The following is a 15,864-nucleotide window of genomic DNA, read 5'->3' on the forward strand; positions in this document are numbered from 1 at the left end:
TGATTATCTTCTTGTTTTCTTATCGTCATCCGTATGGCCTTTGTACGTACGTGTTGGAGCGAATTCGCCCAATTTGTGTCCAACCATATCTTCCGTTACGTATACTGGCACGTGTTTACGACCATCGTATACACCAAACGTATGTCCGATAAATTGTGGGAAAATCGTAGAGCGACGGGACCAAGTTTTGATTACCACTTTTTTGTCCGACTCGTTCAAAACCTCTACTTTTTTCAACAGGTAACCATCAATGAATGGTCCTTTTTTGAGACTGCGACCCATTTATGAATCCTCCCTTCGTTAAAACGTAGTCGTTCCTTAATATGTTAACGTGCGACTTAAGCGCACGTTTTATTACTTAGTACGACGACGAACGATGTACTTATCAGATGCTTTACCTTTTTTACGTGTCTTGTAACCAAGGGTTGGTTTACCCCATGGAGACATTGGAGATTTACGTCCGATTGGAGCGCGACCTTCACCACCACCGTGTGGGTGATCGTTAGGGTTCATTACAACACCGCGAACTTCAGGACGTTGTCCCAACCAGCGACTACGACCGGCTTTACCGATTTTCACCAGTTCGTGGTCTTCGTTACCTACAGAACCGATTGTAGCGCGGCAAACTTTCAGAATGCGGCGAACTTCACCAGAAGACAAACGAATTGTAACATACTTTTCTTCTTTACCAAGAAGTTGGGCTTCCGTACCAGCAGCGCGAACGAGTTGGCCACCTTTACCCGGTTTCAATTCAATGTTGTGGATAACCGTACCTACTGGAATGTTTTCCAATGGCAAGGAGTTACCGATTTTGATATCGGAACCTGCACCGGATACCACTTCGTCTCCTACTTTCAGACCTTTAGGAGCGATGATGTAACGTTTTTCACCATCCACATAGTGGATAAGTGCGATGTTGGACGTACGGTTTGGATCATATTCGATCGTAGCAACGCGGCCCGGTATTCCATCTTTGTTACGTTTGAAGTCAATAATACGGTATTTACGTTTGTGTCCGCCGCCTTGATGACGAACTGTAATTTTACCTTGGTTATTGCGTCCAGCTTGCTTGCTCAGAGGTGCCAGCAACGATTTCTCGGGCTGATTAGTTGTAATCTCCTCGAAAGTAGATACAGACATAGCACGTCTGGCCGGGGACGTTGGTTTATACTTTTTAATTGGCACTGAGTTTCCCTCCTTACTTTACAGTTTCAATTATACCGTTTCAAAAAACTCAAGCGGCTTACTGTCTTTGCTCAGCGTTACGAACGCTTTCTTCCACTCGCTCGTATAGCCGGAATGACGTCCGTAGCGTTTTGGTTTTGCAGGAACACGAAGCGTATTTACGTTACTTACTTTCACGTTAAAAATGGCTTCGATTGCTTTTTTAACTTCGACTTTGTTAGAACGAATGTCAACCTCGAAAACGTATTTCAAGTCATTCATCATACCAGCCGTACGTTCGGTGATAACCGGACGTTTGATAATATCACGAGGATCCTTCATTACGCGAGCACCTCCTCTACCTTCTGAACTGCTTCCTTCGTAATGATCAGTTTGTCGTGTCCGAGCACATCAAGAACATTAATGCCGTCTGCGGCTACAAACTTCACACCAGGAATATTACGAGCGGACAGTGCTACATTATCATCATAGCTAGGAGCTACGATCAATGCTTTACGATCAGCTTTAAGGTTATTCAAAATGGCTGCGAATTCTTTCGTTTTAGGTCCGTTCAGTGTAAGAGCGTCCAATACGATAATTTCATTCTCAATCACTTTGGATGACAACGCCGATTTGATCGCCAGACGACGAACCTTTTTAGGCAATTTGTAAGCATAGCTGCGTGGAGTGGGACCGAATACAGTACCGCCACCAACCCATTGCGGTGCACGGATCGAACCTTGACGAGCGCGGCCAGTACCTTTTTGTTTCCAAGGTTTACGTCCGCCACCACGTACTTCAGAACGTCCTTTTACTTTGTGAGTACCTTGACGCAGGGAAGCCAATTGCATAACAACAGCGTCATGAAGAACGTGCTTATTCGGCTCGATACCGAACACTGCGTCGTTCAAATCAATTTCACCAACTTGGCTGCCGCTAATATTAAATAGTGCTACTTTTGGCATTTCGTGTTCCTCCTTTCTTCAGTTGTTTATTTTTTCACCGTTTCTAATACTTTAACGAAGCTATTTTTAGGTCCTGGAATGGAACCTTTCACGAGCAATACATTACGTTCTGTATCGATCTTAACAACTTCAAGACGTTGGATCGTTACCGTTTCATGCCCCATGTGTCCTGGAAGGTGTTTACCTTTAGGAACGCGGTTAGCTTGAATGGAACCCATAGAACCTGGACCTCTGTGGTAACGCGAGCCGTGTGCCATTGGTCCGCGGCTTTGTCCCCAACGTTTGATAACGCCGGCAAAACCTTTACCTTTAGAAATACCTGTTACGTCAACGAATTCGCCTTCTGTGAAGACATCAGCCTTCAGTTCTTGGCCAACCTCGTACGCAGCAAGGTCGATGCCACGAAGTTCACGAACGTAGCGCTTAGGTGCAGTATTTGCTTTTTTCGCATGTCCTGCTTCAGGTTTGTTGGATCTTTTTTCTTTCTTATCAGAGAAACCGAGTTGGATAGCTTCGTATCCATCGTTTTCCAGATCTTTCTTTTGCAGAACAACACAAGGACCTGCTTCGATAACCGTAACAGCAAGTACGTTACCTTCAGGGGTAAACACTTGAGTCATTCCGAGTTTTTTTCCTAAGATACCTTTCATGTTGACACCTCATTTCTTTTCCTAATTACATATTACAATTTAATTTCGATATCTACACCGGACGGCAGGTCCAAGCGCATCAAGGCATCCACAGTTTGTGGAGTCGGGTTAACAATGTCGATCAAACGCTTGTGTGTGCGCATTTCGAACTGCTCCCGGGAATCCTTGTACTTGTGTACCGCACGGAGAATAGTAATGATTTGTTTTTCAGTTGGCAGCGGAATTGGCCCGGATACACCTGCGCCCGAACGTTTAGCTGTTTCAACAATTTTCTCAGCGGATTGATCAAGAATTCTATGATCGTAAGCTTTCAAACGAATACGAATTTTTTGCTTTGCCATTTTAGTCCCTCCTTCTATCGCCCAATTTGGTATCGGACATACTCCGTGAAAATTTTCCGACAGCCCTCCCATGGCAAAGGGGCCGGGTGTGTCAGTAACCTCTCACATCATCGCACAGTCACAAACAACATTAGTTATTATATCGAATAGTTCTGCCTATTGCAAGCAAAAACGAAAAAACAATGCATCTTATTTTCAAAAGATACAATTGTGTTCGCAGCTTGCGATTTTCCCAAGAGAAAAGCCCCCGCACCAGGGCAGGGGCTCGTTTAGCTTCGTTCCAATACAATGTTACTCGTTCCAGTACACTGTTGCTCTATTTAAAGGCTAAAGCCTTCTTATTTGGAGATTGTTGCTACGGCACCAGCGCCAACTGTACGTCCACCTTCACGAATAGAGAACTTAGTTCCTTCTTCGATAGCGATCGGGTTGATCAGTTGAACAGTAACCGTGATGTTATCACCAGGCATTACCATTTCGGAACCTTCTGGCAAAGTAATGATACCAGTTACGTCAGTTGTACGGAAGTAGAACTGTGGACGGTAACCAGTGAAGAAAGGTTTGTGACGTCCACCCTCTTCTTTAGTCAAAACATAGATTTGAGCAGAGAATTCTGTATGAGGTTTAACAGAACCTGGTTTAGCCAATACTTGGCCACGCTCGATTTGTGCACGATCTACACCGCGAAGCAATGCGCCGATGTTATCGCCAGCTTGAGCAGAGTCAAGCAATTTACGGAACATTTCTACGCCTGTTACTACGGATTTACGGGATTCTTCTTGAATACCGATGATTTCGATTTCGTCGCCCACTTTAACAGTACCACGCTCTACACGGCCTGTTGCAACTGTACCACGACCAGTGATGGAGAATACGTCCTCGACAGGCATCAAGAAAGGCTTGTCAGTATCGCGTTCTGGAGTTGGGATATAAGTGTCGATTGTTTCGAACATTTCAACGATTTTCTTAGCATAGTCGCCCTCTGGGTTTTGCAGAGCTTCACGAGCGGAACCGCGAATGATTGGAGTGTCGTCGCCTGGGAAGTCATATTCGCTCAGCAAGTCACGAACTTCCATTTCAACCAATTCCAGCAACTCTTCGTCTTCAACCATGTCGCATTTGTTCAGGAATACAACGATGTAAGGAACACCAACTTGGCGGGACAACAGGATGTGCTCGCGAGTTTGCGGCATTGGGCCGTCAGCTGCGGATACAACCAGAATCGCTCCGTCCATTTGTGCAGCGCCAGTGATCATGTTTTTAACATAGTCGGCGTGACCTGGGCAGTCAACGTGTGCATAGTGACGGTTAGGTGTTTCATATTCCACGTGTGCAGTGGAGATTGTGATACCGCGTTCGCGCTCTTCTGGAGCTTTATCGATTTGATCGAATGCTACAGCAGCACCACCGTAAGTTTTGGACAATACAGTTGTGATTGCAGCAGTCAAAGTAGTTTTACCATGATCGACGTGACCAATAGTACCGATATTAACGTGCGGTTTGTTACGTTCAAACTTAGCCTTTGCCATTTGAACAATTCCTCCTCAATAACTTGTTTTATTTTAGGCTGCCGGATGCCCTTTTGGTAAAACCTTAAGTATACCGGTCAGCTGATACATTGTATTACTCGCCGCCTTTGGTTTTGGCAACGATCTCTTCAGCAATGCTCTTCGGCACTTCTTCATAATGAGAAAGTTCCATAGAGAACACGCCGCGTCCTTGTGTACCGGAGCGAAGTGTAGTCGAGTATCCGAACATTTCGGACAAAGGCACCTTCGCACGAATGATTTGAGCTCCACTACGGGAATCCATACCTTCAATCCGACCACGACGGGAGTTCAACATACCCATTACGTCACCCATGTATTCCTCAGGAACCGTTACTTCAACTTTCATAATCGGCTCAAGCAAAACTGGTTTACATTTGTCTTTCGCTGCTTTCAGCGCCATTGATCCGGCAATTTTAAATGCCATTTCATTGGAATCGACATCATGGTATGATCCGTCCACGATTGTAGCTTTAACGTCCACAAGCGGGAAGCCTGCGATAACGCCGTTTTTCATTTGTTCCTCAATACCAGCAAGAGCAGGTGCGATGTACTCTCTAGGAACAGAGCCGCCGACTACCTTACTTTCGAATTGACTACCAGTACCTGGTTCGAGTGGTTCGAACTCAACCCATACGTGACCATATTGACCACGACCACCGGACTGACGAACGAATTTACCTTCGACACGTGCTGGAGCACGGAACGTTTCACGGTAAGCAACCTGTGGTTTACCCACATTCGTTTCTACCTTGAACTCACGACGCATACGGTCAATGATGATGTCCAAGTGAAGCTCACCCATACCTGCCAAGATGGTTTGACCTGTTTCTTCGTTAGTATGAGCGCGAAGAGTTGGATCCTCTTCAGTCAACTTACCGAGAGCTACAGACATTTTATCTTGGTCAGCTTTGGTTTTAGGCTCAACCGCGATTTCGATAACCGGATCAGGGAAATTCATGGACTCGAGAATAACAGGACTCTTCTCATCACACAGTGTATCACCTGTACCTGTATCTTTCAAACCTACGGCAGCCGCAATATCACCAGAGTAAACTACAGTGATTTCTTGACGACTGTTCGCATGCATTTGAAGAATACGTCCGATACGTTCGCGTTTACCTTTTGTTGCATTCAATACGTAAGAACCGGATTGAAGAACACCGGAGTATACGCGGAAGAATGTCAACTTACCAACGTAAGGATCCGTCATGATTTTGAAGGCCAATGCGGAGAATGGCTCTTCATCGGAAGAGTGACGTTCAACTTCCGTACCGTCTTCCAAATGCCCTTGAATACTTGGCACGTCAGTAGGAGCCGGCAAATAGTCGAGAACAGCATCCAACATCAGCTGAACACCTTTATTGCGGTAAGAAGATCCACAGATAACTGGGAAGATTTTAACTTCTACAACACCTTTACGGAGAGCGGCTTTAATTTCGGCAACCGAAATTTCTTCGCCTTCCAGGTATTTCATTGTCAATTCTTCGTCCAGTTCAGCAACCTTCTCGATCAATTCATTACGGAGTTCCTCAACCTGATCTTTGAATTCCGCAGGAATTTCTACTTCTTCGATATCTTGACCAAGATCATCTTTGTACATATGAGCTTTTTGTTCAACGATATCGATAATACCAGTAAAATCATTTTCTGCGCCGATTGGCAATTGAATCGCAACTGCGTTCGCTTGAAGGCGATCACGCATGTCGGAGACAACATTCAAGAAGTCGGCACCAATGATATCCATTTTGTTTACATATGCAATCCGTGGAACGCCGTAGCGATCAGCCTGTCTCCATACGGTTTCGGACTGAGGCTCAACGCCTTCTTTCGCACTGAAAACACCAACTGCTCCGTCCAATACACGAAGGGAACGTTCAACTTCAACAGTGAAGTCAACGTGCCCCGGGGTGTCGATGATATTGACGCGGTGACCTTTCCAGGCAGCGGTCGTCGCAGCGGAAGTAATCGTGATTCCGCGCTCTTGTTCTTGTTCCATCCAGTCCATTGTCGCAGCGCCTTCGTGAACTTCACCGATTTTGTGCGTACGGCCTGTGTAGAACAAGATCCGCTCTGTTGTTGTGGTTTTACCCGCGTCAATATGAGCCATGATCCCGATATTACGTGTATTTTTCAAGGAGAACTCTCTTGCCATGAAATGGGTCTCCCTTCAAAATTGAAGTTATTTTTTTGAGCTGAATCCTACCAACGATAGTGAGCAAACGCTTTGTTTGCTTCAGCCATTTTGTGCGTGTCTTCACGTTTTTTCACGGAAGCGCCTGTGTTGTTGGAAGCATCGATAATTTCAGCCGCCAAACGCTCTTCCATGGTTTTCTCACCGCGGTTGCGGGAGTAGTTTACGAGCCAACGTAATCCCAGGGACGTACGTCTTTCTGGTTTTACCTCGATTGGTACTTGGTAGTTGGCACCGCCGACACGGCGTGCTTTAACTTCCAGGACTGGCATGATATTCTTGATAGCTGCTTCAAAAACTTCCATCGGGTCATTCCCCGTACGTTCTTGGATAAGCTTGAACGCATTGTACAGAATGCTTTGAGCAACGCCTCGTTTTCCGTCGAGCATGATGCGGTTGATCAAGCGGGTAACCAACTTGCTGTTGTATACCGGATCTGGCAACACGTCTCTTTTGGTAACTGGACCTTTGCGTGGCATGGATATCCCCCTTTCTTACATGTTAAACCGACATATGCGGTTTATATCTCATTAGGATTTTTTAGCTTTAGGGCGTTTTGCGCCGTATTTGGAACGAGCTTGCATGCGGTTGTTTACGCCTGCAGTATCCAAAGCACCGCGAACGATATGGTAACGCACACCCGGAAGGTCTTTTACACGACCGCCGCGAATCAGCACTACGCTGTGTTCTTGAAGGTTATGTCCAATACCTGGAATGTAAGCAGTCACCTCTACACGGTTCGTCAAGCGAACACGAGCATATTTACGAAGTGCGGAGTTTGGTTTTTTCGGAGTCATAGTACCTACACGAGTGCACACTCCGCGTTTTTGCGGGGCACTGATGTCGGTAGCTTCACGTTTCAAGGCATTAAAACCTTTTTGCAAAGCCGGTGATTTCGATTTCTCGATTTTGGCTTGACGTCCTTTACGAACCAGTTGGTTAATAGTTGGCATGTTGGTTGCCACCCCCTTCCTCAATTTTTGCTGTTACTTTACAAACCTTATCTAAGCCCACAGACCCAGGCGGTTCATAAAAGAACAAATGAAAAGTCTTTGCCGCCAAGAATAACAATTCCTTAGACAAAAACGTTCCTTACCCTATTGTTTTACGATAGCAGCCATTGCGGCTCCCACTTCAATCCCACATGCAGCTCCGAGATTTTTCATTGTGTCTACGAGAGTCACTTTGACTCCTTGCTTGTTGCACAAAGCAATGATGTTGGAAGTGAGACGCTGATCTGCGTCTTCTGCCACATATACTTCTGAGGCAAAGCCCAATTCTACCATACGAATGGTTTGTTTGGTACCGATTTTGACATGAGCATCTTGCAGTCCCTGTTCTTTAGACATATCTCATTCCTCCGAAAAGACCCAATAGCATATAGGCTGCTCACGCACCTTTGCTATATTAGCATTGACTATAAGTAATGTCAAGACAATTATAAACTATAATCCATTTAAACAGAATAGTACGATTCATTTTTGAAAAAACACCGGAGCACCGTCTGCTATAGCTTTTATGCAAAGCTTATGTCTACGGTGTTCCGGCAATCATACTATTTTTATATTACTCGGCCGAAATTGGTTCGAGCTCCTCAGATGGAGACTGCCCCTCTTCCGGTTGGGCAAATTTCACGCTACGGTAACGGTTCATACCTGTTCCCGCAGGAATCAACTTACCAATAATTACGTTCTCTTTCAGCCCAAGCAACTGATCGACCTTGCCTTTAATAGCTGCATCAGTCAAGACACGAGTAGTTTCCTGGAAGGATGCTGCTGACAAGAAGGAGTCAGTTTCCAGAGAGGCCTTGGTAATACCGAGCAGTACCGGCTTAGCTACCGCTGGTTCTTGACCGCTGAGAATCGCTATCTTGTTTGCATTTTCATACTCATGGACATCAACAAAGGAGCCTGGAAGTAAGATCGTGTCGCCCGCATCAATGATACGGATTTTACGCAACATTTGACGAATCATAACTTCTACGTGCTTGTCGTTGATTTCCACGCCCTGGTTCCGGTATACGCGTTGAACTTCCTGAAGGATATAGTTCTGTACCCCGCGAATACCTTTAATACGCAGCATTTCTTTAGGATCAATTGAACCATCCGTCAGTTCGTCCCCAGCTTCAACAGTCATACCTTCGCTTACGCGCAGGCGGGAACCATACGTTACTGAATATGTTTTCGTTTCAGCTTCACCCTGAATGTCGATCTCACGGCGGTCTTTACCTTCGCGAACTTCTTTAACTGTACCGTCAATTTCACTAATAGTTGCCTGACCTTTAGGATTACGTGCTTCAAAAAGCTCCTGGATACGAGGCAAACCTTGTGTAATATCGTCACCCGCTACGCCGCCTGTGTGGAACGTACGCATAGTAAGCTGTGTTCCTGGCTCACCAATGGATTGTGCAGCGATAATACCAACTGCTTCACCAATCTCAACGTGTTTACCAGTAGCCAGATTGCGACCGTAGCATTTCTTGCAGACGCCATGTTTAGCACGGCAACTTAGTACAGAACGAATCTGAACTTTGTGTACACCGGCTTTAACAATCGCTTCAGCTTTGTCGGAGTCAATCAGTTCGTTACGTCTAGCCAAAATCTCGCCAGTCTCAGGATGACGTACCGTTTCAAAGCAATAGCGACCTTCCAGACGGTCATAGAGATCCTCAATCACTTCTTTACCGTCCTGGATACGACTTACTGTGAAGCCTTTATCCGTTCCGCAGTCTTCTTCGCGCACGATAACATCCTGTGCCACATCTACGAGACGACGAGTCAGGTAACCGGAGTCAGCCGTACGGAGGGCTGTATCCGCCAAACCTTTACGCGCTCCGTGAGTGGAGATGAAGTACTCGAGTACTGTCAGACCTTCACGGAAATTTGATTTGATTGGGAGTTCGATAATACGTCCGGATGGATTGGCCATCAGACCACGCATACCGCCGAGCTGAGTAATCTGTGACTTGTTACCCCGCGCTTTGGAGTCCACCATCATCATGATAGAGTTGTAGCGATCCATGGACTTCATCAATACTTCGGTAATATCATCTTTCGCTTTAGACCAAATGTCGATAATCCGGTCATAGCGTTCTTCATTCGTAATCAGACCACGACGATACTGATTCGTCACAACTTGCGCTTTGTCCTCAGATCCCTTAAGAATCTCTTGTTTTTCCACCGGCACGATTACGTCCGATACAGCAACGGTTACCCCTGCACGAGTGGAATACGTAAAGCCAAGCTGCTTGATTTTATCCAGAATTACAGCTGTTTCTGTTGTATGGTAAGTCTCAAAACAACGGGCAATGATATTACCAAGGTAATCCTTGCCTACTCCGTTAGCTTGCGGAGCGTTTTGAATGGCTTCTGTAAGATTTACACCCTTCTCGTAAACAAAGAACTCCTCCGCAGTACCATAAAGCAGGTTCGCACGGGTCGCATCATTGATGTACGGGAAGCTTGCCGGGAAAATTTCATTAAAGATAATTTTACCAACCGTTGTGATCAACATCGCTTCCTGTTGTTTTTCCGTAAAGCTCGTTTTATTCAAAGCTTTAACCGGAATAGCTACACGAGCATGAAGACCAGCTGTACCGCGTTGATAAGCCGATATAGCTTCATTCATGTTGCGAAGGATCATATTGCTTCCTTCTTCTTCTTTGTTATCCATAGTCAGATAGAAAGAACCAAGAACCATATCCTGGGAAGGTGTAACAACTGGCTTGCCGTCTTTCGGATTCAAAATGTTGCCGGATGCTAGCATAAGCAAACGAGCTTCAGCTTGAGCTTCCGCAGACAACGGAACGTGAACAGCCATTTGGTCACCGTCAAAGTCGGCATTATATGCAGTACATACGAGCGGATGCAGACGAATCGCACGACCCTCAACCAAAATCGGTTCGAACGCCTGGATACCGAGTCTATGCAACGTAGGGGCACGGTTCAGAAGAACTGGATGCTCCTTGATTACTTCTTCCAGCACATCCCATACTTCTGCACTCACACGTTCTACTTTACGCTTCGCGCTCTTGATATTGTGCGCCAAACCTTTGTTCACTAGTTCTTTCATAACAAAAGGTTTGAACAGTTCAAGTGCCATTTCTTTCGGCAAACCGCATTGATACATTTTCAAGTACGGACCTACAACGATAACGGAACGACCAGAGTAGTCAACACGTTTTCCGAGCAAGTTCTGACGGAAACGTCCTTGTTTACCTTTCAGCATGTGGCTGAGGGATTTCAAAGGACGGTTACCTGGACCTGTAACAGGACGACCACGACGACCATTATCAATCAAGGCGTCAACAGCTTCCTGCAACATCCGTTTTTCATTTTGTACGATAATATCTGGCGCACCTAGATCTAACAGACGTTTCAGACGGTTATTACGGTTAATAACACGACGATACAAGTCGTTAAGGTCAGAAGTAGCGAAACGACCACCATCCAGCTGTACCATTGGACGAAGCTCAGGAGGAATAACAGGAAGTACGTCCATGATCATCCAATCCGGTTGGTTGCCGGAGTTACGGAATGCCTCAATAACTTCAAGGCGTTTGATTGCACGGTTACGACGTTGTCCTTGAGCTGTACGCAGCTCTTCTTTCAAGAATTCCAACTCTTTGTCTATATCCAAATCTTGAAGAAGCTTTTTAACCGCTTCAGCACCCATACCTGCCTGGAAGCCATAGCCATATTTTTCACGATAGCTACGGTATTCTTTCTCGGACAGGAGTTGCTTTTTCTCCAAAGGCGTATCTCCTGGATCGGTTACAACATAAGATGCGAAGTAAATGATCTCTTCCAGAGATCTTGGAGACATATCAAGAGCAAGACCCATACGACTTGGAATGCCTTTAAAGTACCAAATGTGCGATACAGGAGCAGCCAACTCAATATGGCCCATACGCTCACGGCGAACCTTAGCGCGAGTAACTTCTACTCCACAACGGTCACAGACAACACCTTTATAGCGTACACGTTTGTACTTACCGCAATGACATTCCCAGTCTTTCGTAGGTCCGAAAATTTTCTCGCAAAATAGTCCTTCTTTTTCCGGTTTAAGCGTACGATAGTTAATCGTCTCCGGTTTTTTGACTTCTCCGCGGGACCAAGAACGAATCTTTTCGGGGGAAGCAAGCCCGATTTTCATATATTCGAAATTGTTAACGTCCAACAAGGAGCAACCCTCCTTAACCAAATCCTGAGTTTTTAGGTTTGATACCGCCCAGCAGCACCGGGCGGTATCAAGAAACCTGATCCATTCTAGAATGGATCAAGGTATATAACAAAGCTGATATGAGTCAGTCAGCAGTCAAACTACTCTACGCCAACCTCAGAGCCTTCCAGATTCAAACTCAGCTTATCGCCGGTTGTGTCATCCTCATCATCAAGCTCTCTCATTTCGATCTCTTGTTCGTCTTCAGACAGAATCTTCACGTCCATACCCAAGCTTTGCAGCTCTTTGATTAGGACCTTAAATGATTCTGGAACACCCGGTTCAGGTACATTTTCACCTTTGACAATGGATTCGTAAGTTTTAACACGTCCAACCACATCATCGGATTTCACAGTCAAAATTTCCTGAAGCGTGTACGCCGCGCCGTAGGCTTCCAATGCCCATACTTCCATCTCCCCGAAGCGCTGTCCACCGAATTGAGCTTTACCACCCAATGGTTGTTGCGTAACGAGAGAGTAAGGACCTGTAGAACGAGCATGGATTTTATCATCGACCATGTGCGCCAGTTTGATCATGTGCATGACACCGACAGTAACTTCACGTTCAAAACGATCACCCGTACGTCCGTCATACAACACAGTCTTACCATTACGTTGCATGCCTGCCTCTTCCATTGTATCGAATACGTCATACTCCTTGGCACCATCGAATACTGGAGTTGCCACATGAATACCAAGACGCATTGCAGCCATACCCAGATGGACTTCAAGCACCTGTCCGATGTTCATCCGTGAAGGTACGCCCAGCGGGTTCAGAACGACCTGTACTGGTGTGCCATCCGGCAGGAACGGCATATCTTCTTCAGGCAAAATACGGGCAACGACACCCTTGTTACCGTGACGTCCAGCCATTTTATCGCCTTCGGAGATTTTACGTTTTTGAGCAATATATACACGAACCAACTGATTTACACCTGGTGGCAATTCATCACCATTTTCACGTGTAAACACCTTTACATCTACAACAATCCCGTCTGTTCCGTGAGGAACTCTCAAAGAAGTATCGCGAACCTCGCGTGCCTTCTCACCAAAGATTGCGTGTAAGAGACGTTCTTCAGCTGTCAATTCAGTCACACCTTTAGGTGTAACTTTACCAACGAGAATGTCACCTGCGCCGATTTCGGCACCAATACGAATGATTCCACGCTCATCCAAGTTGCGAAGCGCTTCTTCACCGACATTTGGAATGTCGCGAGTGATTTCTTCAGGTCCAAGCTTCGTGTCACGAGCCTCGGATTCGTATTCCTCAATATGGATCGAGGTGTATACATCTTCCTTAACCAGTTTCTCACTCAGCAGGATCGCATCCTCGTAGTTGTAACCTTCCCAAGTCATGAAGGCAACGACAACGTTACGTCCCAACGCCAACTCACCCATCTCTGTAGATGGACCATCCGCAAGAATATCGCCAACTTTGACAATATCTCCTCTGTTCACAATCGGACGTTGGTTGATGCAAGTTCCTTGGTTAGATCGCATAAATTTGTGTAATTTATACTTAACAATGTCGCCCTTCACTTCAGCGCCATCTACAGTTTCGATACGACGCAACCAAATTTCGTTAGCCGAAGAACGTTCGATAACTCCGTTGTATTTGGATACAACGCAAACACCAGAATCTTTCGCAGACTTGTGCTCCATTCCTGTTCCGACCAATGGAGACTTCGGAATCAGAAGTGGGACAGCCTGACGCTGCATGTTGGAACCCATCAATGCGCGGTTAGAGTCATCATTCTCCAGAAACGGAATCAATGCAGTCGCGACCGATACGACCTGTTTAGGCGATACGTCCATGTAATCGACACGGCTACTAGCCATCGGAATAATGTTATCAGACTGTTTGTTATAACGGACAATGACGACCTCATCCTTAAAGGTGTTTTCCTCCGTCAATTCCGCATTCGCCTGAGCTACGATGTAGTTATCTTCTTCATCAGCAGTCAGGTAATCAATCTGCTCTGTAACTTTTCCGGTTTTTGGATCTACCCAACGATAAGGTGCTTCGATAAATCCGTACTCGTTGATGCGTGCAAAAGTGGACAAAGAGTTGATCAAACCAATGTTTGGTCCCTCCGGTGTCTCGATAGGACACATGCGGCCGTAGTGACTCGGATGGACGTCACGTACTTCCATACCCGCGCGTTCGCGCGTCAAACCGCCGGGTCCGAGTGCAGACAGACGACGTTTGTGCGTTAATTCAGCAAGCGGATTCGTCTGATCCATAAACTGAGACAGCTGCGAGCTACCAAAGAACTCTTTAATCGAAGCAATTACCGGACGTATGTTAATCAGCGCTTGTGGCGTAATTACATTAGCATCCTGAATCGACATTCTTTCACGCACTACGCGTTCCATACGGGACAAACCGATACGGAACTGGTTTTGGAGCAACTCACCTACAGAACGTAAACGACGGTTACCCAAATGGTCAATATCGTCCGTACTTCCGATTCCGTGAAGCAAGTTAATAAAATAACTGATGGAGGAAATAATATCGGCAGGCGTAATATTCTTAACCGATTTATCAATATTTCCGTTAGCAATCAGTTTTACTACTTTACCATCCTCAATTGGTGAGAATACATCGATCGTTTGAAGTGGAATATCATTGCTTTCTAGCACACCACTCGCAACATGATACGTACGATGTCCTACTGATTCCTCCAGTTGGGCCAAAATCTCGTCCAACAGGCGGCGATCTACCATTTGTCCGGCTTCAGCGATGATTTCACCAGTTGTTGTATCAATCAAAGTCTCAGCAAGTCGTTGATTGAACAGACGATTTTTGATGTGAAGCTTTTTATTGATTTTGTAACGGCCTACGTTGGCCAGATCATAACGTTTTGGATCAAAGAAGCGCGCAACCAGCAAGCTCTTTGCGTTATCCAGTGTAGGCGGTTCACCCGGACGAAGACGCTCATAAATTTCAATCAGCGCTTTCTCGGTGGAATCCGTGTTGTCTTTATCAAGTGTGTTGCGGATATATTCGTCATTGCCGAGCAAATCCAGAATCTCAGCATCAGTGCCAAAGCCCAGCGCACGCAGCAACACCGTAACCGGAATTTTACGGGTACGGTCAATCCGGACATAGATAATATCCTTCGCATCCATCTCCAGTTCGAGCCAAGCCCCCCGGTTAGGAATTACCGTTGCGGTGTATGTTGTTTTCGCATTCTTGTCGACTTTTGTGCTGAAATAGACGCTGGGAGAGCGAACCAACTGGCTGACAATAACCCGTTCCGCACCGTTAATAATAAACGTACCCGTTTCAGTCATCAGCGGGAAGTCTCCCATGAATACTTCCTGCTCTTTCACTTCCCCGGTTTCTTTATTAATAAGCCGGACTTTTACCCGAAGCGGTGCTGCATACGTAACGTCGCGTTCCTTTGCGTCGTCAACGGTATATTTGGGTTCTCCGAGAGAATAGTCGATAAACTCCAGAATCAGGTTTCCAGTGAAATCCTGAATTGGCGAAATATCCCGAAACATTTCCCGTAATCCTTCCTCCAAAAACCAATCATAGGATTTTTGTTGGATCTCAATCAGGTTCGGAACCTCGAGTACCTCATTAATACGTGCATAACTGCGCCGAGTGCGTCGACCATATTGAACAAGATGTCCTGCCAACTTAAACTCACCCCTCATGTCTACTCACTTTAAAAATACATTGCGAACCTCTGTTTGTGACCTTATAATAAGACACATACAGAAGATTCAATCTTACAAATACAGAAAAGCCCTTACTCGAATGCATTCGAAAAAA

13 protein-coding genes are annotated in these 15,864 nt (G+C 45.8%); all 13 read right to left on the reverse strand.

The window, feature by feature from the left end; genetic code table 11:
• Nucleotides 1-3: 3 nt before the first annotated feature.
• The 13 genes from rpsS to rpoB all read right to left on the reverse strand — a co-directional run bounded on the left by rpsS (nucleotide 4) and on the right by rpoB (nucleotide 15,728).
• On the reverse strand, nucleotides 4-282 hold the full coding sequence (gene rpsS / locus BM358_RS25495; protein ID WP_007432579.1) for a 30S ribosomal protein S19: 279 nt from the start codon (nucleotides 280-282) through the stop codon (nucleotides 4-6).
• Between the two features lie 72 nt (nucleotides 283-354).
• Nucleotides 355-1,185 (reverse strand): 50S ribosomal protein L2, encoded by an 831-nt coding sequence (gene rplB, locus BM358_RS25500; RefSeq protein WP_023990557.1) that lies wholly within the window; start codon nucleotides 1,183-1,185, stop codon nucleotides 355-357.
• Between the two features lie 30 nt (nucleotides 1,186-1,215).
• Nucleotides 1,216-1,506, reverse strand: a complete 291-nt coding sequence (rplW, locus tag BM358_RS25505; protein ID WP_013312159.1) for a 50S ribosomal protein L23 — start codon at nucleotides 1,504-1,506, stop codon at nucleotides 1,216-1,218.
• Nucleotides 1,506-2,129 carry a 50S ribosomal protein L4 gene (rplD, locus tag BM358_RS25510; protein ID WP_028542618.1) on the reverse strand — a complete coding sequence of 208 codons (624 nt, stop codon included), beginning with the start codon at nucleotides 2,127-2,129 and terminating at the stop codon, nucleotides 1,506-1,508. The genes rplW and rplD overlap by 1 nt, the downstream gene beginning before the upstream one ends.
• 26 nt (nucleotides 2,130-2,155) lie before the next feature.
• On the reverse strand, nucleotides 2,156-2,779 hold the full coding sequence (gene rplC, locus BM358_RS25515) for a 50S ribosomal protein L3 (protein WP_013312161.1): 624 nt from the start codon (nucleotides 2,777-2,779) through the stop codon (nucleotides 2,156-2,158).
• 32 nt (nucleotides 2,780-2,811) lie between these two features.
• A complete protein-coding gene (gene rpsJ / locus BM358_RS25520; protein ID WP_005544556.1) occupies nucleotides 2,812-3,120 on the reverse strand; it encodes a 30S ribosomal protein S10 in 309 nt (102 codons plus the stop codon).
• A 338-nt stretch (nucleotides 3,121-3,458) separates the two neighbouring features.
• Nucleotides 3,459-4,649: an elongation factor Tu gene (gene tuf, locus BM358_RS25525; protein WP_028542619.1), complete on the reverse strand. Its 1,191-nt coding sequence runs from the start codon at nucleotides 4,647-4,649 to the stop codon at nucleotides 3,459-3,461.
• A gap of 94 nt (nucleotides 4,650-4,743) precedes the next feature.
• The gene (fusA, locus tag BM358_RS25530) at nucleotides 4,744-6,822 is read right to left on the reverse strand and encodes an elongation factor G (RefSeq protein ID WP_023990559.1); all 2,079 of its coding nucleotides are present in this window, start codon (nucleotides 6,820-6,822) and stop codon (nucleotides 4,744-4,746) included.
• 47 nt (nucleotides 6,823-6,869) lie between these two features.
• On the reverse strand, nucleotides 6,870-7,340 hold the full coding sequence (gene rpsG / locus BM358_RS25535) for a 30S ribosomal protein S7 (RefSeq protein WP_007432586.1): 471 nt from the start codon (nucleotides 7,338-7,340) through the stop codon (nucleotides 6,870-6,872).
• A 51-nt stretch (nucleotides 7,341-7,391) separates the two neighbouring features.
• Nucleotides 7,392-7,814, reverse strand: a complete 423-nt coding sequence (gene rpsL / locus BM358_RS25540) for a 30S ribosomal protein S12 (RefSeq protein ID WP_007432587.1) — start codon at nucleotides 7,812-7,814, stop codon at nucleotides 7,392-7,394.
• Between the two features lie 144 nt (nucleotides 7,815-7,958).
• The gene (locus BM358_RS25545) at nucleotides 7,959-8,210 is read right to left on the reverse strand and encodes a ribosomal L7Ae/L30e/S12e/Gadd45 family protein (RefSeq protein ID WP_007432588.1); all 252 of its coding nucleotides are present in this window, start codon (nucleotides 8,208-8,210) and stop codon (nucleotides 7,959-7,961) included.
• A 217-nt stretch (nucleotides 8,211-8,427) separates the two neighbouring features.
• On the reverse strand, nucleotides 8,428-12,042 hold the full coding sequence (gene rpoC, locus BM358_RS25550; RefSeq protein WP_013312165.1) for a DNA-directed RNA polymerase subunit beta': 3,615 nt from the start codon (nucleotides 12,040-12,042) through the stop codon (nucleotides 8,428-8,430).
• 140 nt (nucleotides 12,043-12,182) lie between these two features.
• Complete coding sequence (rpoB, locus tag BM358_RS25555; RefSeq protein WP_028542620.1) at nucleotides 12,183-15,728, reverse strand: DNA-directed RNA polymerase subunit beta; 3,546 nt, start codon at nucleotides 15,726-15,728, stop codon at nucleotides 12,183-12,185.
• Nucleotides 15,729-15,864: the final 136 nt, after the last annotated feature.

This window comes from Paenibacillus sp. cl130, assembly GCF_900116035.1.
GTDB lineage: Bacteria > Bacillota > Bacilli > Paenibacillales > Paenibacillaceae > Paenibacillus > Paenibacillus polymyxa_B.